The 25,033-nt window shown below is 66.9% G+C and carries 25 protein-coding genes and 1 pseudogene; 15 read left to right on the top strand and 11 right to left on the bottom strand.

Translation table 11 applies throughout. The annotated features are described in order from the left end of the window. Positions 1-111 precede the first annotated feature (111 nt). Entirely contained in the window at positions 112-2,583 is a 2,472-nt protein-coding gene (gene ppsA / locus VB777_RS13010) for a phosphoenolpyruvate synthase (RefSeq protein WP_322758484.1), read from the top strand. A 164-nt stretch (positions 2,584-2,747) separates the two neighbouring features. Further along, a pseudogene (locus tag VB777_RS13015) lies at positions 2,748-4,091 on the top strand (bifunctional metallophosphatase/5'-nucleotidase); the annotation flags it as partial. A gap of 46 nt (positions 4,092-4,137) precedes the next feature. Here VB777_RS13015 and VB777_RS13020 read toward each other — a convergent pair. The 3 genes from VB777_RS13020 to VB777_RS13030 form a co-directional block, all read right to left on the bottom strand. Beyond that, positions 4,138-5,169, bottom strand: a complete 1,032-nt coding sequence (locus tag VB777_RS13020; protein ID WP_322758485.1) for a mechanosensitive ion channel family protein — start codon at positions 5,167-5,169, stop codon at positions 4,138-4,140. 160 nt (positions 5,170-5,329) lie between these two features. Then, positions 5,330-6,019 carry an MBL fold metallo-hydrolase gene (locus tag VB777_RS13025; protein WP_323249469.1) on the bottom strand — a complete coding sequence of 230 codons (690 nt, stop codon included), beginning with the start codon at positions 6,017-6,019 and terminating at the stop codon, positions 5,330-5,332. A gap of 29 nt (positions 6,020-6,048) precedes the next feature. Continuing rightward, entirely contained in the window at positions 6,049-6,189 is a 141-nt protein-coding gene (locus VB777_RS13030) for a hypothetical protein (RefSeq protein WP_197156636.1), read from the bottom strand. A 137-nt stretch (positions 6,190-6,326) separates the two neighbouring features. Here VB777_RS13030 and VB777_RS13035 point away from each other — a divergent pair, with 137 nt between their 5' ends. Beyond that, a complete protein-coding gene (locus tag VB777_RS13035) occupies positions 6,327-8,078 on the top strand; it encodes an NAD(P)/FAD-dependent oxidoreductase (RefSeq protein WP_197156635.1) in 1,752 nt (583 codons plus the stop codon). A gap of 3 nt (positions 8,079-8,081) precedes the next feature. Here VB777_RS13035 and pgeF read toward each other — a convergent pair whose 3' ends face one another. Genes pgeF through VB777_RS13050 form a run of 3 tightly spaced genes read right to left on the bottom strand, consistent with a single transcriptional unit; the run spans position 8,082 to position 11,142 of the window. After that, positions 8,082-8,894: a peptidoglycan editing factor PgeF gene (gene pgeF, locus VB777_RS13040; RefSeq protein WP_323249471.1), complete on the bottom strand. Its 813-nt coding sequence runs from the start codon at positions 8,892-8,894 to the stop codon at positions 8,082-8,084. 14 nt (positions 8,895-8,908) lie between these two features. After that, on the bottom strand, positions 8,909-9,826 hold the full coding sequence (locus tag VB777_RS13045; RefSeq protein WP_322758488.1) for a Tab2/Atab2 family RNA-binding protein: 918 nt from the start codon (positions 9,824-9,826) through the stop codon (positions 8,909-8,911). Continuing rightward, positions 9,823-11,142 carry a S1 RNA-binding domain-containing protein gene (locus VB777_RS13050; protein ID WP_322758489.1) on the bottom strand — a complete coding sequence of 440 codons (1,320 nt, stop codon included), beginning with the start codon at positions 11,140-11,142 and terminating at the stop codon, positions 9,823-9,825. The genes VB777_RS13045 and VB777_RS13050 overlap by 4 nt, the downstream gene beginning before the upstream one ends. Before the next feature lie 51 nt (positions 11,143-11,193). Between VB777_RS13050 and VB777_RS13055 the strand changes: the two genes are divergently transcribed. The 6 genes from VB777_RS13055 (at position 11,194) to folE (ending at position 16,462) form a co-directional block, all read left to right on the top strand. Further along, positions 11,194-12,027, top strand: a complete 834-nt coding sequence (locus VB777_RS13055) for a creatininase family protein (protein WP_197170520.1) — start codon at positions 11,194-11,196, stop codon at positions 12,025-12,027. An 18-nt stretch (positions 12,028-12,045) separates the two neighbouring features. Beyond that, positions 12,046-12,786 carry an aldehyde oxygenase (deformylating) gene (locus VB777_RS13060; RefSeq protein ID WP_231597987.1) on the top strand — a complete coding sequence of 247 codons (741 nt, stop codon included), beginning with the start codon at positions 12,046-12,048 and terminating at the stop codon, positions 12,784-12,786. 95 nt (positions 12,787-12,881) lie between these two features. Continuing rightward, a complete protein-coding gene (locus VB777_RS13065) occupies positions 12,882-13,952 on the top strand; it encodes a long-chain acyl-[acyl-carrier-protein] reductase (protein WP_322758490.1) in 1,071 nt (356 codons plus the stop codon). Positions 13,953-13,978: 26 nt separating this feature from the next. Further along, positions 13,979-14,971, top strand: coding sequence for an acetyl-CoA carboxylase carboxyltransferase subunit alpha (locus tag VB777_RS13070; protein ID WP_197156627.1), 993 nt, complete (start codon positions 13,979-13,981; stop codon positions 14,969-14,971). A gap of 24 nt (positions 14,972-14,995) precedes the next feature. Further along, positions 14,996-15,706 carry an SDR family oxidoreductase gene (locus VB777_RS13075; RefSeq protein WP_322758491.1) on the top strand — a complete coding sequence of 237 codons (711 nt, stop codon included), beginning with the start codon at positions 14,996-14,998 and terminating at the stop codon, positions 15,704-15,706. A gap of 9 nt (positions 15,707-15,715) precedes the next feature. Continuing rightward, complete coding sequence (gene folE / locus VB777_RS13080; RefSeq protein WP_197170517.1) at positions 15,716-16,462, top strand: GTP cyclohydrolase I; 747 nt, start codon at positions 15,716-15,718, stop codon at positions 16,460-16,462. 135 nt (positions 16,463-16,597) lie between these two features. Here folE and VB777_RS13085 read toward each other — a convergent pair whose 3' ends face one another. Together VB777_RS13085 and VB777_RS13090 are read right to left on the bottom strand one after the other, a co-directional pair. Then, positions 16,598-17,116 (bottom strand): hypothetical protein, encoded by a 519-nt coding sequence (locus VB777_RS13085; protein ID WP_323249476.1) that lies wholly within the window; start codon positions 17,114-17,116, stop codon positions 16,598-16,600. A gap of 124 nt (positions 17,117-17,240) precedes the next feature. Further along, on the bottom strand, positions 17,241-17,930 hold the full coding sequence (locus VB777_RS13090; protein ID WP_323249478.1) for a phosphoribosylanthranilate isomerase: 690 nt from the start codon (positions 17,928-17,930) through the stop codon (positions 17,241-17,243). A gap of 95 nt (positions 17,931-18,025) precedes the next feature. On the opposite strand from VB777_RS13090, the gene VB777_RS13095 reads away from it, so the two are divergent. Then, a complete protein-coding gene (locus tag VB777_RS13095; RefSeq protein WP_197158865.1) occupies positions 18,026-19,270 on the top strand; it encodes a site-2 protease family protein in 1,245 nt (414 codons plus the stop codon). Here the strand turns inward: VB777_RS13095 and VB777_RS13100 are convergent. Then, entirely contained in the window at positions 19,213-20,046 is an 834-nt protein-coding gene (locus tag VB777_RS13100; protein ID WP_322758494.1) for a lipoate--protein ligase family protein, read from the bottom strand. The two genes, VB777_RS13095 and VB777_RS13100, sit on opposite strands and share 58 nt — an antisense overlap. 20 nt (positions 20,047-20,066) lie before the next feature. Between VB777_RS13100 and VB777_RS13105 the strand changes: the two genes are divergently transcribed. Next, positions 20,067-20,828, top strand: coding sequence for a sulfite exporter TauE/SafE family protein (locus VB777_RS13105; protein ID WP_323249480.1), 762 nt, complete (start codon positions 20,067-20,069; stop codon positions 20,826-20,828). Positions 20,829-20,844: 16 nt separating this feature from the next. Here the strand turns inward: VB777_RS13105 and VB777_RS13110 are convergent, their stop codons facing one another. Then, a complete protein-coding gene (locus VB777_RS13110; protein WP_322758496.1) occupies positions 20,845-21,357 on the bottom strand; it encodes a CRR6 family NdhI maturation factor in 513 nt (170 codons plus the stop codon). Positions 21,358-21,446: 89 nt separating this feature from the next. Here VB777_RS13110 and psaM point away from each other — a divergent pair, with 89 nt between their 5' ends. The 3 genes from psaM (at position 21,447) to VB777_RS13125 (ending at position 23,206) form a co-directional block, all read left to right on the top strand. Beyond that, a complete protein-coding gene (psaM, locus tag VB777_RS13115) occupies positions 21,447-21,551 on the top strand; it encodes a photosystem I reaction center subunit XII (protein ID WP_197156612.1) in 105 nt (34 codons plus the stop codon). A gap of 347 nt (positions 21,552-21,898) precedes the next feature. After that, positions 21,899-22,201, top strand: coding sequence for a hypothetical protein (locus VB777_RS13120; RefSeq protein WP_231605368.1), 303 nt, complete (start codon positions 21,899-21,901; stop codon positions 22,199-22,201). A gap of 24 nt (positions 22,202-22,225) precedes the next feature. Further along, positions 22,226-23,206, top strand: coding sequence for a protochlorophyllide reductase (locus VB777_RS13125; protein ID WP_322758497.1), 981 nt, complete (start codon positions 22,226-22,228; stop codon positions 23,204-23,206). A gap of 258 nt (positions 23,207-23,464) precedes the next feature. On the opposite strand, the gene bchL is transcribed toward VB777_RS13125, so the two are convergent. Then, positions 23,465-24,388 carry a ferredoxin:protochlorophyllide reductase (ATP-dependent) iron-sulfur ATP-binding protein gene (gene bchL, locus VB777_RS13130; RefSeq protein WP_231598341.1) on the bottom strand — a complete coding sequence of 308 codons (924 nt, stop codon included), beginning with the start codon at positions 24,386-24,388 and terminating at the stop codon, positions 23,465-23,467. A 455-nt stretch (positions 24,389-24,843) separates the two neighbouring features. Between bchL and VB777_RS13135 the strand changes: the two genes are divergently transcribed. After that, positions 24,844-25,033 (top strand): transposase (locus VB777_RS13135; protein ID WP_416238342.1); only part of this gene is annotated, 190 nt, incomplete at its 3' end.

Raw genomic sequence — 25,033 nt, forward strand, 5'->3', positions numbered from 1 at the left:
AATCACCCTAAGCACGGCGGCCCGGGCAACCCCCATGCCACTGGACGGTAACGGTCATGACCACCGGCGTGGATCCATGGTCAGAGTTGCGTCAGCAGCCCGTGGCCGCGGATGAAGCGTTCCGACAGTCTGGTGGTGCCCTTCGATCAGGTGGGCATCGATGCGATTGCTCAGGTGGGAGGCAAGAACGCATCCCTTGGTGAAATGATCCGCCAGCTGGGCCCCCGCGGGGTGAAGGTGCCGGGCGGCTTCGCGATCACCGCCGCGGCCTACCGCCACGTTCTGGCTTCCAACGGACTCACCGCTCCTCTGGCCGCGCTGCTGGGGGGGCTTGACGCCAACGACCTGCAGGCGCTGCAGGCCGCCGGTCAGGCGGCGCGGCAGCTGCTGCTGGCAGCCACCCTGCCGCAAGATCTGTGCGAGGCGATTGCAACGGCCTACCGGGCCCTGACCGCTGGGACTGGGCGGGCCGGGGTGGGGGCTGCGGCAGCGGCTCCGGTGGCCGTGGCCGTGCGCTCCAGTGCCACCGCCGAAGACCTGCCGGACGCCAGCTTCGCCGGGCAGCAGGAGACCTATCTCCACATCGAGGGGGAGGCGGCCCTGCTGGAGGCCTGCCGCCACTGCTACGCGTCCCTGTTCACCGATCGGGCGATCTCCTACCGCCAGCTCAATGGCTTCGATCACCTGGAGGTGGCCCTCTCGATCGGCGTGCAGCGGATGGTGCGCTCCGATCTGGCCTGCTCGGGGGTGATGTTCAGCATCGACACCGAGACCGGCTTCAAGGACGCGGTGCTGCTCACCGCCGCCTATGGCCTCGGCGAGAACGTGGTGCAGGGGGCCGTCAATCCAGACGAGTACCTGATCTTCAAGCCCACCCTGGAGCAGGGTTTCGCGCCGATCCTGAGCAAGCGGCTCGGCAGCAAGGCGATCCGGATGGTCTATGGCGATGGCGATGTTCCGGTGCGCAATGTGGATGTGCCCGAAGCCGAGCGGGATCGCTTTGCCCTCACCGATGCCGAGGTGCTGACCCTGAGCCGCTGGGCGGTGGTGATCGAGCGCCACTACAGCGAGCAGCGCGGTACTCCCACGCCGATGGACATCGAATGGGCCAAGGACGGCCTCAGCGGCGAGCTGTTCATCCTGCAGGCCCGACCGGAAACCGTGCAGTCCCACCGTCAGGAGGCGGTGCTGCGCAGCTGGCATCTGACGCCCCATGACGCTGAGCAGATCTGCCGCGGTCGGGCGATCGGCTCCTCCGTGAGCAGCGGCCGGGCCCGGGTCATCCGTGATCCCTCCGAGATCGATCGTTTCGAGCAGGGGGATCTGCTGGTGACCGAGCGCACCGACCCCGACTGGGAACCGATCCTGAAGCGGGCCAGCGGCGTGGTGACCGACCAGGGGGGCCGCACCTGCCACGCGGCGATCATCGCCCGGGAGATGGGGATCACGGCGATCGTGGGAACCGGGGATGGCACAACCCGCATCGCCGATGGGGAGGCAATCACGATCAGCTGCTGTGAGGGGGATGTGGGACACGTCTACCGCGGCACCCTGCCCTTCCACGTGGAGGAGCAGGCCCTTGGGCATCTGCCGGCCACCGGCACCGCGATCCTGATGAACGTGGGCAACCCCGAGGAGGCCTTCAACCTGGCGGCGATTCCCTGCGACGGCGTTGGCCTGGCCCGGCTCGAATTCATCATCGCCAATCACATCAAGGTCCATCCCCTGGCCCTGCTGCAGCCGGATCAGGTGAGTGACCCGGTCGAGCAGGAGGCGATTGCCCGGCTGACGCGCGGCTACGCCCATCCGGCCGATTACTACGTCGATCTGCTGGCCCAGGGCATGGGGCGGATCGCGGCCGCCTTCTTCCCGAGGCCGGTGATCCTGCGCTTCTCCGATTTCAAGAGCAATGAATACGCGCGTCTGCTGGGGGGCGCGGCCTTCGAGCCCGTGGAGGAGAACCCGATGCTGGGCTGGCGCGGCGCCTCCCGCTACTGCAGCCCCGTGTTCCGTGAGGCCTTTGCCCTGGAGTGCACGGCCCTCAAGGCGGTGCGCGAGGGGATGGGCCTCACCAACGTGATTCCGATGATCCCCTTCTGCCGCACACCGGAGGAGGGGGATCGGGTGCTGGCGGAAATGGCCCGGTCGGGCCTGGTGCGCGGCGAGGCGGGCCTGCAGGTGTATGTGATGTGCGAACTGCCCAGCAATGTGATCGCCGCCGAGGCCTTCGCCGAGCGGTTTGATGGCTTCTCGATCGGCTCCAACGACCTCACCCAGCTCACCCTGGGCCTGGATCGCGATTCCGCCCTGGTGGCCGATCTGTTCGACGAGCGCCATCCCGCCGTGATGGCGATGATCCGCCTGGCGATCCAGACCGCCCGGCGCTGCGGCCGCAAGATCGGCATCTGCGGTCAGGCCCCGAGCGATTACCCCGAATTCGCCCGGTTCCTGGTGGCCGAGGGCATTGATTCGATCAGCCTCAATCCCGATGCCGTGATCGCCACCCGCATCCGGGTGGCGGAGATGGAACGCCAGTTGGAGGAGGCTGCTGCAGGGGCCCTGTCTGCTGAGGCACCGTCCTGACCAAGGAAAGTTCCCAGCACCTTCGAGCCATCATGGCGACCAACCCGCCGCTGGCTGCCCGCCAGATCCGCCTGTCTCCCCCCTGGCGATCCGCTGCAGGCCTGCAGGCCATTGGAGGGCTGCTGGCGGCCGGGGCCCTGCTGCTGGAGGTGTTCGCTCCAGCGATGGCGCGGGCCGAGCGGATCGAGCTGCAGCTGGTGCAGCTCAACGACGTCTACGAGATCACGCCGATTCCCGGTGGCGGCGGCGACCTGGCCCAGGTGGCAGGGTTGGTGCGGCAGTTGCGGGCCCGCAATCCCCGCACCCTGGTGCTGATGGCGGGCGATTTCCTCAGTCCCTCGGCCGTGGGCACTGCGGTGGTGGAGGGTCGCCGCCTTGATGGTCGCCAGATGGTGGCGGTGTTGAACGCGATCGGGCTGGATCAGGCCACCTTCGGCAACCACGAATTCGACCTGGCTGAGGGGCCTTTTCGTGACCGTCTGCGGGAGGCTCGTTTCGGCTGGATCTCGAGCAATGTCAACGACACGGCTGGTCGCCCCTTCCCTTCAGTGGTGCGTCAACGGCTGATCGAGCTGCGTGGGTCCGGTGGCGCATCCCTGCGCCTCGGGTTGCTGGGGGTGACCCTGCCCAGCAACCCGGCGGCCTATGTGCGTTACAGCGATGCCGTCGCCAGCGCCATCGCCCAGGCCCAGCGCCTGCGGCAGCACGGGGCCGACGTTGTCGTGGCTCTCACCCACCAGGCCCTGGCCCAGGATCAGCAGCTGGCCAGCTCGGCGGCGCCGATCGATCTGATCCTCGGCGGCCATGAGCACGAGAATCTGCTGCAGCTGCGCTTCCGCAACCCTGCTGTTCAGGGTTCGGCCGCTGAGCTGACCGCCGCTGGTGGGACCGCCGCCGCTGCCCGGGCACCTTCTCCTCCGGGATGCCGGCCAGCCGGAGTGCCCATCGCCAAGGCGGATGCCAATGCCCGCACGGTGTGGCTCCACACCCTGGCCTACGACACGGTCAGCCGCTGTCTGGAGATCCAGTCCAGTCTGCTGCCGGTTGATGGGCGGTGGCCAAGCGATCCGGCCGTGGCGCGGCAGGCCGAACACTGGCTTCAGAAGGCTGAGGCGGCCTTCCGCCGCCAGGGGCTGGAGCCCGAACGGGTGATCGGCATCAGCGGCGTGTTGCTCGATGGCCGCGACGCCCCGGTGCGTTCCGGCTCCACCACCCTCACCCGCCTGATCACGGCTGCCATACGCGCCGCCGATCCCGCCAGTGCGGCGGCGATTCTCAATGCCGGCGCGATCCGCCTCGATGACGTGCTGCCCCCTGGCCCGATCCGGGAGATGGAGGTGATCCGGGCACTGCCCTTCGGCGGTGGTCTGAGCAGCGTCGACCTCGAGGGGGCGCTGCTGCAGCGGGTGCTGGAGGTGGGGATGACCAACCGTGGCAGCGGCGGCTATCTGCAGGTGGATGGCGCCGCGTTGGGGACCGATGGCCGCTGGCGGCTCGATGGCGAGCCGCTCGAGCCAGGCCGGCGTTACAGGGTTGTGCTGCCCGATTTCCTGCTCACCGGCCAGGAGGTGAATCTGGGCTTTCTGCGCCAGGGGGCCGCCGGGGTGGACGTGATTGCTCCGGCCGGAGATCTGCGCCAGGCCGTGATTCGCTGGCTGCGGCAGCACCCTCCGGGCGCTGACCAGCCTGCGGCTGGCTGATGCGGATGTCCAGGGGCGGTGCGTCCACCAGCTGCACGGTGGTGGAGGCGAGCTGCACGCGGCTGTCCGGCCGGTTCACCGCATCCAGCAGCTGGGTGTAGAGGTGGTCCTTGGTGGAACGGCGGCGTTTCACGTCGACCAGATAGCGGAGCGTGAATTCCATCCAGTTGTCGGTCAGCACCAGGGTCACCTGGGGTTCGAGGGTGGCGTTCTCCAGCAGGTATTTATGCACCATCACGCTCCAGGCGACCCGGGCTGAGGTGGTGATAGCGTCGCCGGCCACTTCGGCACCCACCTGCTCGAGCAGGTGGCGGGCTTCGTTGTGATCGCTGCCGTATTTCACGGGCAGGCGGATCTCATCCCAGAGGAAGGGAAAGTCGCCGGAATAGTTGAACACGGGTGCCTTGAATACGAAGCTGTTGGCGATCCGCACGATCCGGCCGGTGTAGAGGTCGGAGGCCACCCATTCCCCCAGTTCCATCAAAGTGGTGCGCAGGATCCCGATGTCGATCACATCGCCTTTGATGCCGCCCAGCTGCACCCGATCCCCCGGTTTGTAGAAGCCACCGAAGGAGATGGCGATCCAGCCGGCCACGCTGCCGATCACTTCCTGCAGCGCGAAGGCAATGCCGGCGCTGGCCACACCGATCGCCACCGTGAGCCCCCCCAGTCGGTCCTTGAAGACCAGGGACAGAAAGACGATGCCCACGGCATAGCCGCTCAGGCTCACAAGCTTGCGGCCGTAGTAGCGGCTGTCGGGGTCGTCGAGCCGGCGGATCAGGGAGCCCTGGGTGAGCCGCACCAACAGGATCAATGCGCCGACGCCCAGCAGCGCCGTGGCCAGCTTGGCCACCAGGGGGTCGCTCCACCAGCCGGAGGTTGGCACGGCTTGAACCCTCAGACCGGCGTTGTGGTTGCGCAGCCCGACAGCACATACCGTTCGCCGGGCACGGGATCAATGAGCCGGCAACGCTCTGGGCCTGTCTCGCCCATGGAGCCGCTCGAGCTCCCTCCGCTCGCGGTCGTGGCGCTCACCGTCGCGGCGCCTACGACGCGGCGGCGGCCTGCTCGGTGGAGCCTTTCTGCCAGAGGATCTGGCTGAGCCAGCCCTGGAAGCGCACGTCGCCGCCGGCGGTGCTGGCCAGCACCACCGCCGGTTGCAGCCGCTCCAGCAGCTGGGGCAGCACCTGGGCGCCCTTCACGAAGGCTCCGGCCAGGGGGAGGCCCAGATCCACCACCGGTGTGATCGCCACATCCACCGGGCCCCGGGGCGCTGTGGCGGGATCCGTGGCCAGAAAGCCGTGGGGCTCCAGGTAGATGGACCCGGCGGGATGCACCAGGCGGTAGCCGTTCTCCACCTGGGGTACCGGTGCCCCGGCCGTGGCCTGGATCTGCAGGGGGCCATGGCTGTGCTCCTGACCCGGGCTGACGGCCGTCACCCGCGTGAAACCCAGGGCCCGGGCCCTGGCGGCGGCACTGCTGGAGCCCACCACCGGCAGCTGGCGATCCAGCAGCGACAGGGAGGCCGGATGGCAGTGGTCGGGGAGGCCCTGGGTGAGCAGGAGCAGATCCAGACCCTCCGGCACGGGCCAGGGGTGGGGCAGTTCGCCGCGGAAGAACCAGTCGCCGGGGGGAAAGCGCAGGGGGCCGGTGAGCCAGGGATCGACCAGCACCCGCAGCCCCTCGAACTCCAGCAGCCAGCCGTTGGCGCCGAAATAGGTGGCATGCAGGGTCATCGGGTTGGGGCGCGGCGAAGGGCCGGACCCTAGACCCGTTGCAGCCGCAGAGGAGGCTGGGGATGGGGCGCCGCGATCCAGAGTCTCCAGACCAGCAGGGCGTGAGCGCCGCCCCGGAGGGCTGAAAGCACCGCCAGGGCAACGCAGAGGGGGCAGTGGGTGAGACCCATGGCGGAATCCGTAGCCGTTGGGCTCGATCAGCCCTTCCACCCTTGCATTGATTGAGGTGTGCTGCTGCTGCTGCTGCTGCATTGCAACAGCGACCCTGCGCTGGCCTACAAGAGGGCAGGCCCGTGAATCTCCAGCCGTGCTGCGCCTGAGTGAGCTGAAGCTGCCGCTGGATCACAGTGAGGCCGATCTGCAGCTCGCGATTTGCCGGCGCCTGCGGATTCCGCCCGGGCAGCTGCTGCAGCACCGACTGGTGAAGCGCAGTGTCGATGCCCGGCGCCGCTCCGCGATTGCGCTGGTCTACAGCCTTGATCTGGTCCTGGACCTGGATGCGCGGGCCGAACAACGGCTGCTGCAGCGGTTTCGTGGCGATCCCCATCTGCGCCCCACCCCTGACACCACCTATCGCTTCCCGCTGGAGCCGCTGCGGGCGGAGCGATCAGACTCCGGCGCGGCGGCTCCTGAGGCATCGGCACTGGGCCGGCGCCCGCTGGTGGTGGGAGCCGGTCCCTGCGGCTACTTCGCGGCTCTGCTGCTGGCCCAGATGGGTCTGCGGCCGCTGCTGCTCGAGCGCGGTCGGCCGGTGAAGCAGCGCACGGCCGACACCTTCGGCTTCTGGCGGGGGCAGCGTCCCTTCGATCCGGAGTCGAATGCCCAGTTCGGCGAAGGCGGAGCCGGCACCTTTTCCGACGGCAAGCTCTACAGCCAGGTGAGTGAACCGCAGGCCTATGTGCGCAAGGTGCTCGAGGAGCTGGTGGCCGCCGGCGCCAACCCCGAGATCCTCACCCTGCACCACCCCCACATCGGCACCTTCAAGCTGGCCACGGTGGTGCGCGGCCTGCGGGCCCGGATCGAAGCGCTGGGCGGTGAGGTGCGCTTCGAGGCGCGGGTGGAGGAGCTGCTGCTGGAGGGGGCCGATCGGCGGGTGCGGGGGGTGCGGCTGGCCGGTGGCGAGACGATCGCCGCCGATCAGGTGGTGCTGGCTCTGGGCCACAGCGCCCGCGACACCTTCGCCGCCCTGCATCGGCAGGGGGTGGTGATGGCCCCCAAGCCCTTCGCGATCGGCCTGCGGATCGAACATCCCCAGCCCCTGATCGATCGGGCCCGCTGGGGGGAGGCTGCCGGCCATCCTCGGCTGGGGCCGGCGGAGTACAAGCTGGTGCATCACTGCGCCGGGCCCACCACCACGGGCCGCAGCGTCTACAGCTTCTGCATGTGTCCGGGGGGGCTGGTGGTGGGGGCCACCTCCGAACCGGGGTGCGTGGTGACCAATGGCATGAGCCAGCATTCCCGCAATGAGCGCAATGCCAACAGCGGCCTGGTGGTGACCGTGGAGCCGGCGGATCTGGCTCCCTATGGCACAAGCCCCGACGATCCCCTGGCCGGGGTGGCCTTCCAGCGTCACTGGGAGGAGCGGGCCTTCAGGGCCGGTGGCGGCGACTACCGGGCGCCGGCCCAGTGGGTCGGGGATTTCCTGGCGGGACAGACCAGCCATGCGGCGCCGCAGCAGACGGGGCCTGGCGATCCCAGCGCCTCCCCGCCGTCGGTGGCGGCGTCCTATCTGCCCGGCGTGCGGCTGGGATCGCTCGAGTCCTGTCTGCCGCCGGTGGTGCTGGATGCCTTGCGGGAGGCGCTGCCCGCCTTTGAGCGGCGCCTGCCCGGCTACACGATGGCCGGCGCCCTGCTCACGGGCGTCGAGACCCGCACGTCCTCGCCGCTGCGCATTCCTCGCGATCCGCTCAGCCGCGAGAGCCTCAACACGCCGGGGCTCTATCCGGCCGGGGAAGGGGCGGGCTATGCGGGCGGCATCCTCTCGGCCGCGATCGACGGCATTCAGGTGGCCGAGGCGGTGGCCCTCTCCCGGTTGTCGGGTCCGCCGGACAGCGACTGATCCTCAGCCCTGCGCCACGATGCCGCTCCACTGCACCGCCTTCACCTGATCGCGGCGCCAGGAATGGAGCAGATCCACTTCGCTGGCGGTGCAGAGCGGGCAGACCGCGATTCGCTCCCTGGCGATCCCTTCCCGCTCCAGTTGCTGCACCGTGGCAGCGCGGATGTCGAGGCGATGGCGCCCTGGCTCGGGATCCTCCAGCAGGGCGCCGGAGTGCCGCAGGCTCTCGATCAGGCTGGCGTCCGCCAACCCTGGTGAAGGCTCGAGGCTGCGGGCCACCGCCGTGACCACGGCCTGGTCCACCTGATACCGGGGCCCACTGATGGCCGGTCCGAGGGCCGCCCGCAGGTCCTGGCGGCGGCTGCCGTTGCGCTCCAGGGCCTCGATCGCCGCTGGCACGATCCGGCCCGCCACCCCGCGCCAGCCGGCATGGCAGGCCGCGGTCCGGCCGCTGCCTGGATCGGCCAGCAACACCGGTGTGCAATCGGCGCCGCAGACCCAGAGGCTCTGGCCACCCGCATCGCTGCAGAGGCCATCGGCATCCGGCCAGGGATCCGTCCTCGCCGCGGAGGCGGCGACCACCTCCGCCCCATGCACCTGGCGGGTCCGATGGATGCTGACACCGGCGCTCAGATAGCCGGCCAGAACCTCGGGGCCGCGGCCCTGCCACTGCCGGGTGAAGAAGCCGTGCTCAAAGCCGTCGAGCAGATCGGCCTGCAGGTAGTAGCCGCCGTAACAGCCCACCCAGGTCCAGCCGGCCAGGTCGTTGAAGCCCGCATCGGGGCGCTGAAACGGGGGCGGAACGTGTTCGGCCATGGCGAAGCGACGCCTCAGGCGTCCGGCAGATCCCGCAGCAGCCAGAAGCCCTGAAAGCGCGGTTCGGTCTCGCTGCTCTGAACGGCCAGGAACTGCAGCCCCCCCGCTTGTGCACGGGCGGCGGCGAAAGCGGCGGCAGACGCCCTGGCTTCCTCGGCTGGCAGCCGGGCCAGCAACCAGCGATCCTCGAGGCCCGCCTCCAGCACCAGCTGATCGCCGCTGATCTCCAGTCTGACCGGCTCCAGCCCGGCGAACCAGGCGGCCAGGGCCAGGGAGCGGTGGCGGCTGAACAGACGCACACCGGGAATCGGGGTGTCGTCAGCCAGGTTGTCGGGGCGGCGGATCAGCCCGGCGAAGTCGATGTCCCAGCCCGCAGCATCAGCGATGGCTGCTGCCGGCAGGCTGGCCCAGCTCCAGCTGTCGCCACGGGCCGCTTCCGGCAGGGGAATGGCCACCGGCTGGATCGGTGCCGGCGGGGGTGCCAGGGGGCCAGCCATGTAGCCCTCCTCGGCGGGATACACGATGGCCTGACGCTCCTGCAGCCACTCCACCAGGGCGTAACAGCGGCGGCTCGGCACCAGTTCCACCCCCAGGCCCTCAGCAGCCCGCTGCACCATCGTGCGCATCGAGGCTCGCCAGCAGCGCAGCCGACGTGGTGGATCCAGACCTTGGTCGGTGGCCTCGGCCAGAGCCTCTTCGATGGCCTGTTTCAGCCAGATCGAGTTCACGCTGTTGGACGGACAGGTGCGATGCCAGCGGAAGGGCAGACCGGTGTCGGTCGCTTCAGGCGTGGCACAGATCAGCAGCTCCCAGCGTTTCTTGCCGTCGGCTTCGAGGATCGGGCGGGAATAAAAGTCGAGCTCCCAGTCCGGGGCGGATCGGGCGGTCTCGATCGGTGCCGCGGGCTGGGCAGAGGCGGTCGATCCGCTCATCCGGCGTTCTGCTCCTGCTGGCGCAGCACGGATCGCGCCCGATTGGCGCGGTCGGTGGCCTCGGCCATCACTTTCTCCTTTTCAATCAGCAGCTCACCGGGCTGGCCCTCCAGCAGGGCGGTGTTCAGGGCGATCCGTCCGCGGCCCGGATCCAGGTCTGTGATCAGGGCCTTCACCCGGTCGCCCTGATCGAACACCTCGCGCAGGTCGCGCATCTGGCCACCGGTGATGGAGGAGTGGTGCAGCAGGCCGCTGACGCCACCGAGGTCGACGAACAGGCCATAGGGCTTCACCGCCACGACCTGACCCTCCACCAGCTGGCCGATCTCCAGGGCGGCGAACCTCGCGGCGGAAGCGGCCTTCTTCTCGGAAAGCACCAGCTTGCGGGTCTCGGGGTTGACCTCCAGGAACGCGGCGCCGATGGTCTTGCCCACCAGGGCCTCGTGGTTCTCGCCTTCGTTGAGCTGGGAGCGGGGAATGAAGCCCCGCAGGCCCTCCAGGTCGCAGGTGACGCCACCACGGTTGAAGCCGTTCACCTTCACCTGCACCACCTGGCCATCCTTCTCCAGCTGGCGCACCTTGTCCCAGCTCTGGCGCAGGGCGAGGGCGCGGGCACTCACGGTCACCATGCCGTCGGCATTCTGCTCGCGGGTGACCAGCACTTCGACCTCAGCCCCCTTGGGGAAGCGTTCCTTGAGGTTGGTGATCACCCCGAGGCCGCATTCGTTCTTCGGCATGAAGCCCGGGGCCTTGCCGCCAATGTCCACATACACCCCATCGCTCTCCAGAGCGATGACCACGCCACGCACCACTTCACCGGTCGTCCCGACCGGCTCGTTCTCGTCGAGGGCCGCGAGGAAGGCCTCCTCGTCGAAATCGAAATCGTCAACCGTGCGGCTGGGCTGAGTGGGCCGATCACCACTGGCATCGGAACCGGGTCGTCCCTGGCCGATGGAGCGGGCAGACCCGGACCCGCCGCTCGGGCGGCGGCGCTGGCTGGAGTCGGGCCCCAGCAGATCGGCCATGGTGAGCCCCTCGAGCTCTCCCATGCCGAACAGGTCATCGTCGCTGCGGGCGGGCCGCTGCTGCGTTGGGGCCGCCTGAGGCTGGGCCGTGGTGGCGTCGTTCCGGACCGGCGGCGCCAGTGGAGCAGCAGCGTCCTGCGCAACAGCGTCAGGGGCGGCTTGCTCCTCCTTCTTGAGCATCAACACCTGGGGCAGCTTGCGCACTGGTGCGCCTGCCTGGGGCCTGGACGCTCCCGGCGGAACGGGGCGCTGGGAGGGCGTGCGCGGCGAGGGGCTGCCGGTTCCGGCCATGTCCACAGTGCTTGCGGGAGCCACACACTGTAGGCACCCTGCCTCTATCCCATGGAGCGACGCCTGGAGCGACTGAGCTGGCCGGCCCTGCAGGCAGCAGCATCCCGACCCGGCAGCACCGTGGTCTGGCCCTTCGGTGCGATCGAGCAGCACGGCCCCCATTTGCCTCTGGGCACCGATGCCCTCTTTGCCGAGAAGGTGCTGGAGGCGGTGCTGGAGGGTTGGGCCCGTCAAGGCCCTGACGAGCCCGCCTGGCCCCTGTGGCGGTTACCGGTGCAGGCGATCGGCTTCTCGCCGGAGCATCAGGGCTTTGCCGGCACCCTCAGCCTCGATGCGGAAACCCTGATCGCCATGGTCCAGGCCGTGGGCCGCGATCTGGCGGCGGCGGGCTTCCGCCGGCTGGTGCTGTTCAACGGCCATGGCGGTCAGATCGCCCTGCTGCAGGTGGCGGCCCGGCAGCTGCGGGCCGCCCATCCGGCCCTGGCGGTGTTGCCCTGCTTCCTCTGGAGCGGGCCGGAAGGCATCGCTGACCTGATCCCGGAGCCGGAACGGTCCCAGGGGCTGCATGCCGCCCTGGCCGAAACCAGCCTGATGCTGCATCTGGCCCCCTCCCTGGTGGGGCCGCTGCCGCCTGCTGATGGTCTGCCGTCCCAGGCGCCTCCCACGGGCTGGAGCCTGGAAGGGGCCGCCCCTTCCGCCTGGCTCAGCCGTGATCTGAGCCGGTCCGGCGTGATCGGCGATCCGGGTGAGGCCAGCGGCGAGCTGGGCCAGGAGCTGTTCGAGCGACTGGTGGCCGGCTGGCGGAGCCGCTTCGAGGCGCTGCTGGCCAGTGACTGGCCCCCCGGAAGCCCAGGGGGTGACTACAGTCCAGGCCAGCATCCCTAAGTTGAAAGCGAGGTCGCCATGTCCCCACTCCCCAGTGCCGTTGAGTCTGCTGCGCCCGACCTGGCGCCCACAACGGTGGCCGAGGGGGGGCTGCCCGATTTCCAGAGTTCCAGTTACAAAGATGCCTACAGCCGCATCAATGCGATTGTGATTGAGGGTGAGCAGGAAGCCCACGACAACTACATTTCGCTCGGCAGCCTGTTGCCCGATCAGGCCGAGGAGTTGTCCCGCCTGGCCCGGATGGAGCTGAAGCACATGAAGGGCTTCACGGCCTGTGCCAACAATCTCGGTGTGACGGCTGACATGCCCTTCGCCAAGGAGTTCTTTGCGCCGCTGCATGGCAACTTCCAGGCGGCACTGGCCGAAGGCAAGGTGGTCACCTGTCTGCTGATTCAGGCCATCCTGATCGAAGCCTTTGCGATCTCGGCCTATCACATCTATATCCCGGTGGCCGATCCGTTCGCGCGCAAAATCACCGAAGGTGTGGTCAAAGACGAGTACACCCACCTCAACTACGGTCAGGAGTGGCTCAAGGCCAATCTTGAAGCCTCCCGTCAGGAGCTGGAGCAGGCCAACCGCGAAAATCTGCCCCTGGTGCGCAAGATGCTCGAACAGGTGGCTGGGGATGCTGCCGTTCTGCAGATGGAAAAGGAAGATCTGATGGCCGATTTCCTCAGCTCGTACCAGGAGGCCCTGATGGATATCGGCTTCACCGGCCGTGAGATCGCCAAGCTTGCTGCCGCTGCCCTGGTGGGCTGAGGCCTGGCCAAGGCGCAGGGCCTGAGAATGCCCATGGCAAGATGTGGCGCGCGTCCAGGGGGCGCGCCTTTGTCCTAGTAGCGACGGAAGACCTGATGTTCGGCCTGATCGGTCACTCCACCAGTTTTGAGGAGGCCAGAATCAAGGCCAGGTCCCTGGGCTACGACGAGTACGCCGATGGCGACCTCGACATGTGGTGCGCCGCTCCTCCTCAGCTGGTGGAGGAGGTGACGGTCACCAGTGCCACCGGCAAGACCATCCGAGGCGCCTACATCGATTCGGTGTTCGTTCCGGAAATGCTGCGGCGCTTCAAAACGGCGAAGCGGAAGGTGCTCAAGGCCATGGAACTGGCCCAGAAAAGTGGGATTGACATCACGGCCCTGGGAGGCTTCACATCAATCATTTTCGAAGATCTCAATCTTCTGCGCGAAGAGCGGGTCAGTGCGGTGCAGCTGGATTGGCAGCGCTTCACCACCGGCAACACCCATACGGCCTGGGTGATCTGCCGGCAGGTGGAGATCAACGCTCCCCGGCTGGGCATGGATCTGGCCACGGCCAAGGTGGCGGTGGTGGGTGCCAGTGGCGACATCGGCAGTGCGGTCTGCCGCTGGTTGCAGCGACGCGGCGTGGGTGACTTGCTGCTGGTGGCACGACGGCCCCAGCCATTGGTGGACCTCCAGGAGAGCCTCGGCAGCGGCCGGATTCTGCCGTTGGATCAGGCCCTGAGCGAAGCCGACGTGGTGGTGTGGGTGGCGAGCCTGCCCCAGAGCCTGCAGATCGATACGGCAACGCTGCGCAAGCCCTGCCTGATGATCGATGGCGGCTACCCCAAGAACCTCGACAGTCGCGCGGCGGCTGAGGGGGTGCATGTGCTCAAGGGGGGCATCGTCGAGTTCTGGCAGGACATCGGTTGGCAGATGATGGAAGTGGCGGAGATGGCCAGACCTCAGCGTCAGATGTTCGCCTGTTTCGCTGAGGCGATGCTGCTCGATTTCGAAGACATCCATACGAACTTCAGCTGGGGTCGCAACAACATCACCCTCGAGGCCATGGACCTGATTGGCGCTGCTTCCCTCCGCCATGGCTTTTCAGCCCTCGCCTTGGACTCGGATCAGGCCCCCGAATCCGCTGACCCCGCCGCCGCCCCCGCCCTGGCTTCGGCCTGAATTCCTTCTCCTCCTTTCCGATCGCCATGGCCCGCCGCGCCCTGCTGGACTTCGAAAAACCCCTGGTGGAGCTCGAGGAACAGATCGACCAGATTCGCCAGTTGGCGCGGGATTCCGAGGTGGATGTGAGCCAGCAGCTCCTGCAGCTGGAAACCCTGGCCACCCGTCGCCGCGAGGAGATCTTTCTGGCGCTCACTCCGGCCCAGAAGATTCAGGTGGCGCGCCATCCCCAGCGGCCCAGCAGCCTCGATTACATCCAGCTGATCACCGACGAGTGGATTGAGCTCCATGGCGATCGGCGGGGCTCCGACGACAAGGCCCTGGTGGGCGGGGTGGGCCGTATCGGCGATCGGGCCGTGCTGTTGATCGGCCATCAGAAGGGGCGTGACACCAAGGAGAACGTGGCTCGCAACTTCGGCATGGCCTCGCCGGGTGGCTATCGCAAGGCGATGCGGCTGATGGAGCACGCCGATCGCTTCCGGCTGCCGATCCTCTGTTTCATCGACACGCCCGGGGCCTATGCCGGCGTGCTGGCCGAGGAGCAGGGGCAGGGCGAGGCGATTGCGGTCAACCTGCGCGAGATGTTCCGCCTGCGGGTGCCGATCGTGGCCACCGTGATTGGTGAGGGCGGCTCCGGTGGAGCCCTGGGCATCGGGGTGGCGGATCGGCTGCTGATGTTCGAGCACAGCGTCTACACGGTGGCCAGTCCCGAGGCCTGTGCCTCGATTCTCTGGCGCGATGCCGCCAAGGCACCGGCAGCGGCCGAGGCCCTCAAGATCACGGGGCCCGATCTGCTGCGGCTTGACATCATCGATCGGGTGCTGCAGGAGCCCTCGGGTGGGAATCACTGGGCACCGCTGCAGGCTGCCGCCACGCTCAAGGGCGCCCTGCTGGAGTCGCTCGAGGAGCTGTCCAGCCTGTCTGAGCACGACCTGCTGGAGCAGCGCTACGCCAAGTACCGGGCCATGGGCCGGTATGAGGCGGCTTCCCCTACCCCAGAGGCCGTCGCTCCTGTTTAGGGTCTGAAGGAACGCGCGAGCACCTTGGTTGCTGCTCTGATCACGGGTGCCTCCAGAGGGATCGGCGCAGCGGCCGCCCGCAAGCTGGCGGCCAACGGCTATGACCTGCTCCTGCTGGCGCGCTCCCTGCCGGACCTTGAGACCCTGGCCGATGAACTCCGTCCCCTGGGTCGAACCGTTGAGGTGGCCGCCATCGACCTGGCGGATGCCGCAGCCATCCCCGTCGGGCTGGATCAGCTCTGCAGCCGGGGCCTTCTGCCACAGCTGGTGATCAACAATGCCGGCGTCGCCTACACCGGCGCCCTGGCCTCGATGCCTCTGTCGCAGTGGCAGTGGCTGTTTCAGCTCAACGTCACCAGCGTTTTTCAGGTGTGTCAGGCCGTTCTGCCGCACCTGCGTGCCGCCGGCCGTGGTCACATCATCAATGTGAGCAGCCATGCCGCCCATCAGGCCTTCCCGGACTGGGGCGCCTACTGCGCCAGCAAGGCGGCACTGGTTTCGTTCAGCCGTTGTCTGGCTGTCGAGGAACGCACCCACGGGATTCGAGTGAGCACGCTCACTCTGGGTGCAGTCAATTCAAGCCTTTGGGATAGCGAAACCGTCCACAGTGACTTTGACCGGCGTGCCATGCTTGATCCCGAGCAAGCGGCCGATGCACTGCTGTTTCTGGCTCAACAACCCGCCACCCAGGTGGTTGAAGACCTCACGCTCATGCCGGCCGCCGGCGCTCTCTAACCCTCTTTCATGACCTCCACCCTCCCCTCCCGCTTTTCAACCGGTGCCATGGCGACGCCTGAGGCTGCTCCCCTGCCGGCGAGCCACCGTATCCGTGAGCGGCTGCGGGAAGCTGGTGTCTCCTTCCTCGCCAACGACAACATCTCCGCCTATCTCGGCGAGGGTGAACTTGACCAGCTCGAGATTGAGGTGGCAGGCAAGGTGCGCGATCTGCTGCGCAGTCTGGTGATTGACATCGAAAATGATCACAACACCGAAGAGACAGCCGAGCGGGTCGCCCGTATGTATCTTCACGAAGTCTTCAAAGGGCGCTATCACGAGCAGCCCAAGATTGCCAGTTTCCCCAATGTGAAGAAGCTGGATGAAATTTATACGGTTGGGCCAATTTCCGTGCGTTCGGCCTGTTCGCACCACCTCGTGCCGATTCTCGGCAACTGCTGGATTGGAATCAAGCCGGGTGACCGCGTGATCGGGCTTTCCAAATTCTCTCGTGTCGCCGACTGGGTCTTCTCCCGTCCCCATATCCAGGAAGAGGCCGTGATGATTCTGGCCGATGAGATTGAGCGGCTCTGTGAGCCCCAGGGATTGGCGATTCTGGTGAAGGCTCAGCACTACTGCATGAAATGGCGCGGCGTCAAGGAACCCCAGACCAGCATGGTCAATTCCGTGGTGCGTGGCGATTTCCGCCTCGATCCCAGTCTCAAGCAGGAGTTCTTCGAACTCGTGAAACAGCAGGAAGCCGTTCTGTCCACCTGAAATGGGCTTGGGTTGTCAACGGGACGGATGTGGAACAGGGTCTCGGCTGAGCAGGATCCACGTCCCCCAGCAGACCAAGACCACCGTCTCAACGGAACGGATCACTGAGCCTTAATCATGGATCTGCTGGCTAGTTCAGGGGGTGATTGAGGGTCTGGCCACGCCGATCGGTCCCACGGGTGCTGAGGCCAGGCGCCTGGTTCCGTTCGGTGTCTCGCTCACCACCACCACCATCACCTCATAGGCCAGATCGTTGGTGGTGGGCTGGTAGCTGGGGCCTGAAGCTTCAGCAATCAGCTCCCAGTGGTTGCGGCCTGGCGCCAGTCGGTACCAGTGGTACTGGCTGGCGGCGAGGGCCGCTTGGCCATCGGCCACGATCGTGGCCTGCAGCAGCGAGCCCACCCGAGCCTCTCCCTGGAGCTCCAGCCGTCGCAGCCCATCGATCTGCTGCTCCACCGCCCCCTCCAGCTGCTGGTCAGCCCCGATCTCGCCCCGCAGGATCCGGATCTGCTGTTGCGGTGTTCCCGTTACTCCCGGCACGCACTGCAGGGCGCCCTCAATCAGCTGGCAGCCGACCAGATCCTGGGCTTTCAGCGCCGCCGGGCCGCCCAGGGGCAGGGCGGTGGCCAGGATCAGGCCAGCAAGCTGACGCATGCGGGCAGGCTGCCACAGGCCCATGGCCCTGGCAGGGCGGGCCTGAGACGCGGAAGAGAGGGGGATCGGCACGGGCGGCGGCAACCGGCGGGAGTCCTGATCCTGCCGCCGCGGCGGCGATTCGTCAGCCGATCGGTGCGGCAGTCCTGGCGCTGGCTGGCCTGGTCCCCTCGCCCTTCACCAGCCGCACCAGGGCCGCCACCCGGGCGAGATCCTTGTCTCCGGGGCTGCGTTCCACGCGGCTGGAGGCGTCGAGGCCATCGGGGCTGAGCGTCTCCAGCACCGCGCCGACGGTCTCCGGCCCGATGCCCCCGGCCAACCACCAGGGCAGGGAGGGGCGGAACTCCTGAAGCCACTGCAGCGGGATGGCGCGGCCCGTGCCGCCCAGCTGTCCTTCCACCCAGGCATCGAGCAGCAGCGCGTCCACCACCTCGGTGTAGGCCTGCGCTTTCACCAGGTCGTCTGCCGAACCGATCCGCAGGGCTTTCCAGAGCTGAACCCCCGCGCCCAGCCGCTGCCGCAGGTCGCGGCAGCGAGCCACCGATTCACTGCCGTGCAGTTGCACCACGCGGTGACCGCCCTCACCCAGTTCCGCCAGACGGTCGTCGCCCGGATCGGCCACCACCAGCACGCCGCGGCAGAGCGGGTTGGCGGTCTGCATGGCAGCGAACAGCGCCGGACGTCGCTCGGCCGCCAGAAACCGGGGTGAACGCTCCACGGCGATCACGCCGATCGCATCGACGCCCAGGGCCGCCACGGCCGAGGCCTGGTCCGGCTGCCGCAGGCCGCAGATCTTGAGCTGGGGGCGGGCCATCCGGGGCGGGCGGTGCAGGAGCCTTTCTAGGATTGGAACCAATCTTCCTTGGGTCCGGCCTGAGGCTCTTGAACGCGGCGGCTGTGGGTGAAGGCTTGAGCAACGGCTGGCAAATCCTGCGGATCCGCGGCATTCCGCTGCGGATCCACCCCAGCTGGTTTGTGATTCTGATGGTGGCCACGGTGGCGTTCCAGCAGCACTACGCCATGGCCTCCGGCGAGACGGGGGGAAGCTTTGCCACCTGGTCCGTGGGCCTGCTCACGGCCGTGCTGCTGTTCGTCTCGGTGCTGCTGCACGAGCTGGGACATGCCCTGGTGGCCCTCAATCAGGGGGTGCGGGTGAACGCGATCACCCTGTTCCTGCTTGGCGGAGTGGCCAGCGTGGAGCGGGAGTGTTCCACAGCCCGCGGTGCCCTGCTGGTGGCGGCGGCGGGCCCGGCCGTCAGCCTGGTCCTGGGCGTCACCTTGCTCTCCCTTCAGCACGGAGCAGCCCATCTCGCCCCCCTGCTCGGCGAGATGGTCCAGGAGCTCGGGATCCTCAACCTGGTGCTGGCTTTGTTCAACCTGCTGCCCGGTCTGCCCCTGGATGGTGGCCTGATCCTCAAGGCCCTGGTCTGGCAGGTCACGGGCAGCCAGCGCCGCGGTGTGGAGGTGGCGATGGCCTCCGGCCGTTTCCTCTCTTTCCTCGCCGTGGGTCTGGGCACCGTGCTGTTGCTGCGTGGCGGTGGCATCTCCGGTGCCTGGCTGATTCTGCTCGGCTGGTTTGGTCTGGGAGCTGCCCGCAACCAGCGCCAGATGCTGGCTCTGCAGCAGGCGCTCAAGGATCTGCGGGTGAGGGATGCGGCCCAGCGCCGCTTCCGGGTGCTGGAGTCGTCCGACAGCCTGCGCCAGCTCAGCCAGCTACGCCTCAGCCAGGACAAGGGTCCGAGCGACTGGGTGCTGGTGTGCGATCGGGGCCGTTGGTGCGGTGTGATCGATGACGACCCCCTGCAGGCCCTGCCGGTTCAGCGCTGGGACACCGAGCGCATCGCCGATCACCTCAAACCGCTGGCTTCGTTGCCCTCGATCGGTGAGGGTGATGCGTTGTGGCAGGCGGCCCTGCGCCTGGAGGATGGTCCAGAGTCCCGTCTGCTGGTGCTGAGTCCCGCCGGGCTGCCCAGCGGCACCCTGGAGCGCCCCGAACTGAGTGAGGCTGTGCTGGGGCGGTTGGGTGTGAAGCTGCCGGCACCCATGCTCGAGCTGGCGCGGCGCCAGGGCACCTATCCCCTCGGTCTGGCCCTCGGTCAGGTGGCGCGCTCAATGGTGGCTTCCGGGGAAGTGAGCGTCAGCCCTTCCCTGTAGCGCTGCAGCCGCCCCTCCACAGCGTTCCATTCGGTGTCGCTGAGCGGCTGGGGTTGCAGCACGACCGGAGCGCCCGGCAGGGCCGACCGGGCCGCGGTCAGCAGTTGTTGCCGGAGCGGATGGTGGGGATCCTCCACTCCCAGGGTGCTGCTGAGTCGTCCTGCCGGCGGCGGCGGCGGAGGTTCCCCGAAGATCTGCCGCCACAGCTCCGGCTCCGGCGTCACCAGGATGGCGCCGTGTTGCAGCAGCTGGCCGCGGCGCCAGAGCTGGGCGCTGCCGATCCGCTTGAATCCAGCGGCGTCCACCAGATCCGCCGCGGTGGCGCTGGCAAAGCAGTTCGGTGCATGGGCCCCCTGGGAGCCGCTTGGCTCGTTGCCGAACTGGAGCGGCAGCCCCAGGGCGGCGAAGGCGTGCTGCAGCCAGCGGCAGGCCAGGCGGTAGGCCTCCAGGCGCTGGCCAGGGGGATCGGGCCAGATCAGGGCGTAGGTGAGATCGCCGCAGCCGTGCAGCACCGCCCGGCCGCCAGTGGGTCTGCGGACCAGGTCGATCAGGCCGTCCGCCGCCAGGGCCAGCCAGTGGGGCGGCAGACGCCGCTGGTGGTAGCCCAGCGACAGGGTGGGGCGGCTCCACCGGTAGAGACGCAGGGCCGGTTGGCCCTGATCGAGCATCCACTCATCGATCGCCATCTGCCAGGTTCCGGTGAGCGCCGAATCCGGCAGCAGGCGCCAGACCTGTGCTGTGCTGCCGTCCCGTACAGGATGCTGGGACCCGTCCATCGCCTCAGGTTGCCGCGCCGATGTCCTGGACCCTGCTGGCGCTGGTGCCCCTGGGCCTGCTGGCCGGGCTGCTCTCCGGCCTTCTGGGCATCGGTGGTGGGCTGATCTTTTCTCCGATTCTGCTGCTGATCGGCCTTGAGCCCCATCAGGCTCTGGCCACCAGCAGCCTGGCGATCGTTCCCACCACCCTGGCTGGCACATGGACCCATCTGCGCAGCGATCAGCTGCCCCGCAGCGGTGGCGTCGCCATTGCCGCCGGCGCTGCCATCAGCGCGGCCCTGTTCAGCCGTCTGGGTCAGGGCCTGGAGGGCTGGATGCTGCTCGGCCTTCAGGCGCTGATGTATCTGCTGCTGGCGATCACGATCGAGCCGAAGGAGGCATCAGCAACCCATGACTCTCGACCTCTGCCTCTGGCCGGCCTGACCTCGGTGGGTGGCGTCGCCGGTCTGGCCGGTGGCCTGCTGGGTGTGGGGGGCGGCCTGATCATGGTGCCGCTGATGGTGAAAGCTCTGCAGGTGCCGATCCGTCTGGCGATCCGGTTCAGCACCCTGGGAGTGCTGGTGTCGTCCAGTGCGGCCTCGGTGGCGTTCCTGCAGGACGGCCGCGGCCAGCTTGTTCTTGCCGTGCTGCTGGGGGGAACGGCAGCCCTGGCGGCCCAGTGGTCGGCGGGCCAGTTGAATCGTTTCAGCGAGAGCTCTCTGGCCTGGATGCTGCGTGGCCTGGCCCTGCTGCTGGCGATCGACAGCAGCCGCCGCGCCGTGATGCTGCTGCTGGCCGGCTGAATCGGGCCCAACGGCCTCAGTTCTCACCCATCGGGGGGGAGGGGAGAGACTGCCAGAAGCCTGGATCCAGCTCGAAGCCGAGCACGGCGGCCATCTGGCTCAGGCTCTGACGGCAGTGCAGGCCGGCGGCACCGGCCCAGTCGTCCAGCAGAAAGAGGCGATGGGTGATCCACAGATCGAGGCTTTCCGGCGCGAAGCGGAGCCCCTCGTTGCGGCTGAAGCCATGGGGCAGCAGCATCGCCACGTGGCGGATCAGGTCGCCGTCCCTGCGGTCCAGCAGCAGCGTCAGCCAGGGGCAGAGGGCATCGGCGCGAAGGCTCCAGAGACGTAACTCAGGGATTTCCGAGAGTTCCCGGGGGTCATCGTCGGCGCGGGGCCATTCGTAGGAGAGGCGGAGCTTGCCTGTGCCGGCCAGCAGCTCGGCCGGGCTGAGCCGGCGCCACGGTTCCAGGGGGCTGAGGTCGAGGCGGCGGAGGCTTTCGGCCGGAATCCGCACGAGCCAGTCTTCGGAGGCGGGTGGGGTGGCCATCAAGAGCTGTGACAGCGCGGCGAAGAAGGCTGGACCGTAGCGAGCCGGCGGCAAAGAATGGTGCCGATTCCGTTCATGCTCCCCCAACCATGGTTTCAACCCTGAACCAGGCCGAAATCCTGATCGCTTTGGTGGTGGCCGCCCACGCCGGCGTCCTGGCCGTCCGTCTTTGCTTCAGCCTGTACAAGGCCTGATTCGGCGCTGAATCTGGGTGGGGGATTGGCATCCTTTCCTCCGCCTGCTAAAAGCAAGTCAGTTCGACAGCGGCCCTGAGGGCCCGATGCCCGTGCCTGCCCCCCGTCGTTCCCGTTCTTCCCCGCCGCAGCGGCGTGCTGAGTCCCGTGGCACAGTCCGGGCTGGCTCAGGCGATCGCCGGTCCAGCCCCGTTGGACGAGCGCTCACGCAAGCCCGTCCGTTGCGGGCCGTCGATCCTGATCCAAGTGGGCTTGCCAGCCCGGTCATTGCAAGCGTCACCGCATTACCGGCCCCCAGCCTGAGTGAGGAGCAGAAGGAGTCGCTCTGCAGTGTCATCGGTCTGGTGGTGAAAATCGGTCTGGTGTCGGTGGTCGGAGTCAGCTTGGTGCGTCTGGCCGCGGCCTATCAGGACCGCATGGAACGCCAGGGTGAACTGGCCGCTGTTCTTGATATCGAGAAAGCCAAACTTCACCGGGCTCGCGAACGTTTCGATCAACTCTTCAGCGTCGACGGAGAGCAGCGCCTCATCCGGGAGCAGGATCAGTGGATTGCTCCCAATCGCCTGCGGATCGTCTGGCAGTCCCCCGCCGCGTTTCCTTCTGTTGAGCAGCCTTCCGGCACCAAGCCTGCCGTCAGCCCGGTTCCTTAGGTTGTCAGGCGCCTGCTCGCCCGCATGATGGCCCTACCCGCCGCCGCCCCCGGAACGGTCCTGATCACCGGTACGACCTCGGGGGTCGGTCTCAACGCCGTCAAGGCCCTCGTTGATCGAGGCTGGACCGTGGTGACAGCCAATCGCGACCCCGTTCGGGCCGCTGCCGCCAGCGACTCCCTCGGCATTCCCGCCGACCGGCTCCACCATCTGCGCATTGATCTGGGCGATCTCGAGAGTGTGCGGGTCGGCGTTGAGGCGCTGGTGGCATCTCTGGAGCAACCGCTGGATGCCCTGGTGATCAATGCGGCTGTTTACAAGCCGCGTCTGAAAGAGCCCGAACGCTCACCTCAGGGTTATGAGCTCTCGATGGCCACCAACCATCTTGGTCATTTTCTGTTGATTCAGTTGCTGCTTGAGGATCTGCAGCGCTCCACCCATCCCTCCCGCCGGGTGGTGGTGCTGGGCACCGTCACCGCCAACTCCAAGGAGTTGGGTGGCAAGATCCCGATCCCCGCCCCTGCCGATCTGGGCGACCTCTCCGGCTTCGAACTCGGCTTCAAGGCTCCGATCAGTATGGCCAGCGGCAAGCCCTTCAAGCCGGGCAAGGCCTATAAAGACAGCAAGCTCTGCAACATGATCACCACCCAGGAGCTGCACCGCCGCCTCAATGCCTCCACGGGAATCGTGTTCAGCTCTCTCTACCCGGGCTGCGTCGCTGACACACCCCTGTTCCGCAATACACCGAAGCTGTTTCAGAAGATCTTCCCCTGGTTCCAGAAGAACATCACCGGTGGCTACGTGAGTCAGCAGTTGGCCGGTGACCGGGTGGCACAGGTGGTGGCGGAACCCGAATTCGCCGTTTCGGGAGTGCACTGGAGCTGGGGCAATCGCCAGAAGCGTGGTGGCAAGCAGTTCAGCCAGGAACTCTCCTACAAGGCCAGCAATCCAGTCACTGCCCAGAAGATGTGGGAGTATTCGATGGACCTGGTGGGTCTGGGCTGAGGCCTGATTAGCGGCCTGCTCAATCCTGCGCAGGCCTAGCACGATTCCTCCTTTCAACGGAAGGAATCAAGATCTGTCCGGATTGAAGATCCAATCAGCACAAATCAATGGCTAGAATCAATGCCTTGCTAGAGTAAAGTCTCGGCCGGAATCAGTGTCTGTTCAATATTGATGGCCATCCACTGTTGACATCCGGATGACATCAACCACCGCCATCTGCTGAAGATGGCGGTGGTTGACCGCAATGGACGACGAACGTCAGTCGAAGCCGAGCAGATCGAAGATCTCGCGATCCTTGAGCGACTCAGCCTCCAAAGGCTCGACATTGTCGAGCATCCGTTGGGCGAGGTTGAGATATTCCTGCTGAACGGCTTCCACCTCGGGGGTGGCTTCCATCTCAAAAATGGTGCACTTTTTCAAGCGGGAGCGACGGATCGCGTCGAGATCAGGAAAGTGAGCCATGGTGCGCATGCCGACGCGATCATTGAAGCGATCGATCTGGTCGGTGTCCTTGCTGCGGTTGGCTACCACGCCGCCCAGTCGAACCTTGTAGTTCTTCGCCTTGGCCTGAATGGCGGCAATGATCCGATTCATCGCAAAGATGGAATCAAAATCGTTGGCGGTCACGATCAGGCAGTAGTGGGCGTGCTGCAGCGGGGCCGCAAAGCCACCGCAGACCACGTCGCCCAGCACATCGAAGATCACTACATCGGTGTCTTCAAGCAGGTGATGCTCCTTGAGCAGTTTCACGGTCTGCCCGGTCACATAACCACCACAGCCGGTGCCGGCGGGTGGACCACCCGACTCGACGCACATGACGCCGTTATAACCTTCAAAAACAAAGTCGTTCGGCTGGAGTTCCTCAGTATGGAAATCCACCGTTTCGAGAATATCGATCACCGTGGGCACCATCTGCTTGGTGAGCGTGAAGGTGCTGTCGTGCTTGGGATCGCAGCCGATCTGCAGCACGCGTTTGCCCAGCTTCGAAAAGGCGGCCGACAGATTGGAGGACGTGGTGGATTTGCCGATGCCTCCCTTGCCGTAGACGGCAATCACCAGGGCTCCTTCTTCAATGCGCATGCCTGGGTCCTGATGGACCTGCACGCTGCCTTCGCCATCGGCATGCTGGCGGCTGTGGCTGCCGGCGTTCTGGGTTGCGGGTTTCGCAAGGGTGCTGGTCATGCGGATGTCGATCCTGAAATCTCCGGCGGCGATGGGCCCACTCCTGCCGCCGACGGAAGGAAGGACTGCAACGGCCACCACAGCCATCCAAGGTCAGCGCGATCACCTTGTCAGCGGGATCGCGTAAACCGCAACATGCTTGGTTGTCGTATCCTCATTCGGCCGCAGATCCGTGAGAGATCGGGTAGGAAAATCTCGCGGATCTGCTGAGTACTTCTACTCATCTCGGGCTGTGCTCTGGGTAGGCGTGCGTGGCTTCTTTAACGGGCACCTCGAAACATTCGAGACCGGCGGAACCCTGCAAGGAGCGCTCATTGCATCGTCTGGGCCCGGCTTGGACTCTCATCCTTGGAAGGGGCGACTTTCAAGGTGCCTCTTGATTAGGTAGCAAGCTCCGTCAGCGCCCTTCCAGCACCTAGACTAATACGCATGTACCGGTCAGGATCGCTATGGCCATGAATCGGATCCAGTTCCAGCCGAGTCTTTCTCTGCCTCAGTTCATCGAGCTCTACGGCACCGAGGAGAAGTGTGAGGCCGCCCTTGAGCAAGCGCGCTGGCCAGATGGCTTTCGTTGCCCACGTTGTCACACTCAGGAGCATGGGATCATCCATGGCCGGCGCCACAAGCGCTACCAGTGCCGGAACT

The organism is Synechococcus sp. CCY9202, assembly GCF_034931685.1.
GTDB lineage: Bacteria > Cyanobacteriota > Cyanobacteriia > PCC-6307 > Cyanobiaceae > CBW1002.

Bases quoted from the DNA above. Each gene is read 5' to 3' on its own strand.
- bchL (WP_231598341.1), bottom strand. From the start codon at position 24,388: ATGACCAGCACCCTTGCGAAACCCGCAACCCAGAACGCCGGCAGCCAC.
- VB777_RS13085 (WP_323249476.1), bottom strand. From the start codon at position 17,116: ATGCGTCAGCTTGCTGGCCTGATCCTGGCCACCGCCCTGCCCCTGGGC.
- psaM (WP_197156612.1), top strand. From the start codon at position 21,447: ATGGTTTCAACCCTGAACCAGGCCGAAATCCTGATCGCTTTGGTGGTG.
- VB777_RS13060 (WP_231597987.1), top strand. From the start codon at position 12,046: ATGTCCCCACTCCCCAGTGCCGTTGAGTCTGCTGCGCCCGACCTGGCG.
- VB777_RS13070 (WP_197156627.1), top strand. From the start codon at position 13,979: ATGGCCCGCCGCGCCCTGCTGGACTTCGAAAAACCCCTGGTGGAGCTC.
- ppsA (WP_322758484.1), top strand. From the start codon at position 112: ATGAAGCGTTCCGACAGTCTGGTGGTGCCCTTCGATCAGGTGGGCATC.
- VB777_RS13100 (WP_322758494.1), bottom strand. From the start codon at position 20,046: ATGGACGGGTCCCAGCATCCTGTACGGGACGGCAGCACAGCACAGGTC.
- pgeF (WP_323249471.1), bottom strand. From the start codon at position 8,894: ATGGCCGAACACGTTCCGCCCCCGTTTCAGCGCCCCGATGCGGGCTTC.
- VB777_RS13090 (WP_323249478.1), bottom strand. From the start codon at position 17,930: ATGGCCCGCCCCCAGCTCAAGATCTGCGGCCTGCGGCAGCCGGACCAG.
- VB777_RS13025 (WP_323249469.1), bottom strand. From the start codon at position 6,019: ATGACCCTGCATGCCACCTATTTCGGCGCCAACGGCTGGCTGCTGGAG.
- VB777_RS13030 (WP_197156636.1), bottom strand. From the start codon at position 6,189: ATGGGTCTCACCCACTGCCCCCTCTGCGTTGCCCTGGCGGTGCTTTCA.
- VB777_RS13065 (WP_322758490.1), top strand. From the start codon at position 12,882: ATGTTCGGCCTGATCGGTCACTCCACCAGTTTTGAGGAGGCCAGAATC.
- VB777_RS13050 (WP_322758489.1), bottom strand. From the start codon at position 11,142: ATGGCCGGAACCGGCAGCCCCTCGCCGCGCACGCCCTCCCAGCGCCCC.
- folE (WP_197170517.1), top strand. From the start codon at position 15,716: ATGACCTCCACCCTCCCCTCCCGCTTTTCAACCGGTGCCATGGCGACG.
- VB777_RS13125 (WP_322758497.1), top strand. From the start codon at position 22,226: ATGATGGCCCTACCCGCCGCCGCCCCCGGAACGGTCCTGATCACCGGT.
- VB777_RS13055 (WP_197170520.1), top strand. From the start codon at position 11,194: ATGGAGCGACGCCTGGAGCGACTGAGCTGGCCGGCCCTGCAGGCAGCA.
- VB777_RS13045 (WP_322758488.1), bottom strand. From the start codon at position 9,826: ATGAGCGGATCGACCGCCTCTGCCCAGCCCGCGGCACCGATCGAGACC.
- VB777_RS13110 (WP_322758496.1), bottom strand. From the start codon at position 21,357: ATGGCCACCCCACCCGCCTCCGAAGACTGGCTCGTGCGGATTCCGGCC.
- VB777_RS13105 (WP_323249480.1), top strand. From the start codon at position 20,067: ATGTCCTGGACCCTGCTGGCGCTGGTGCCCCTGGGCCTGCTGGCCGGG.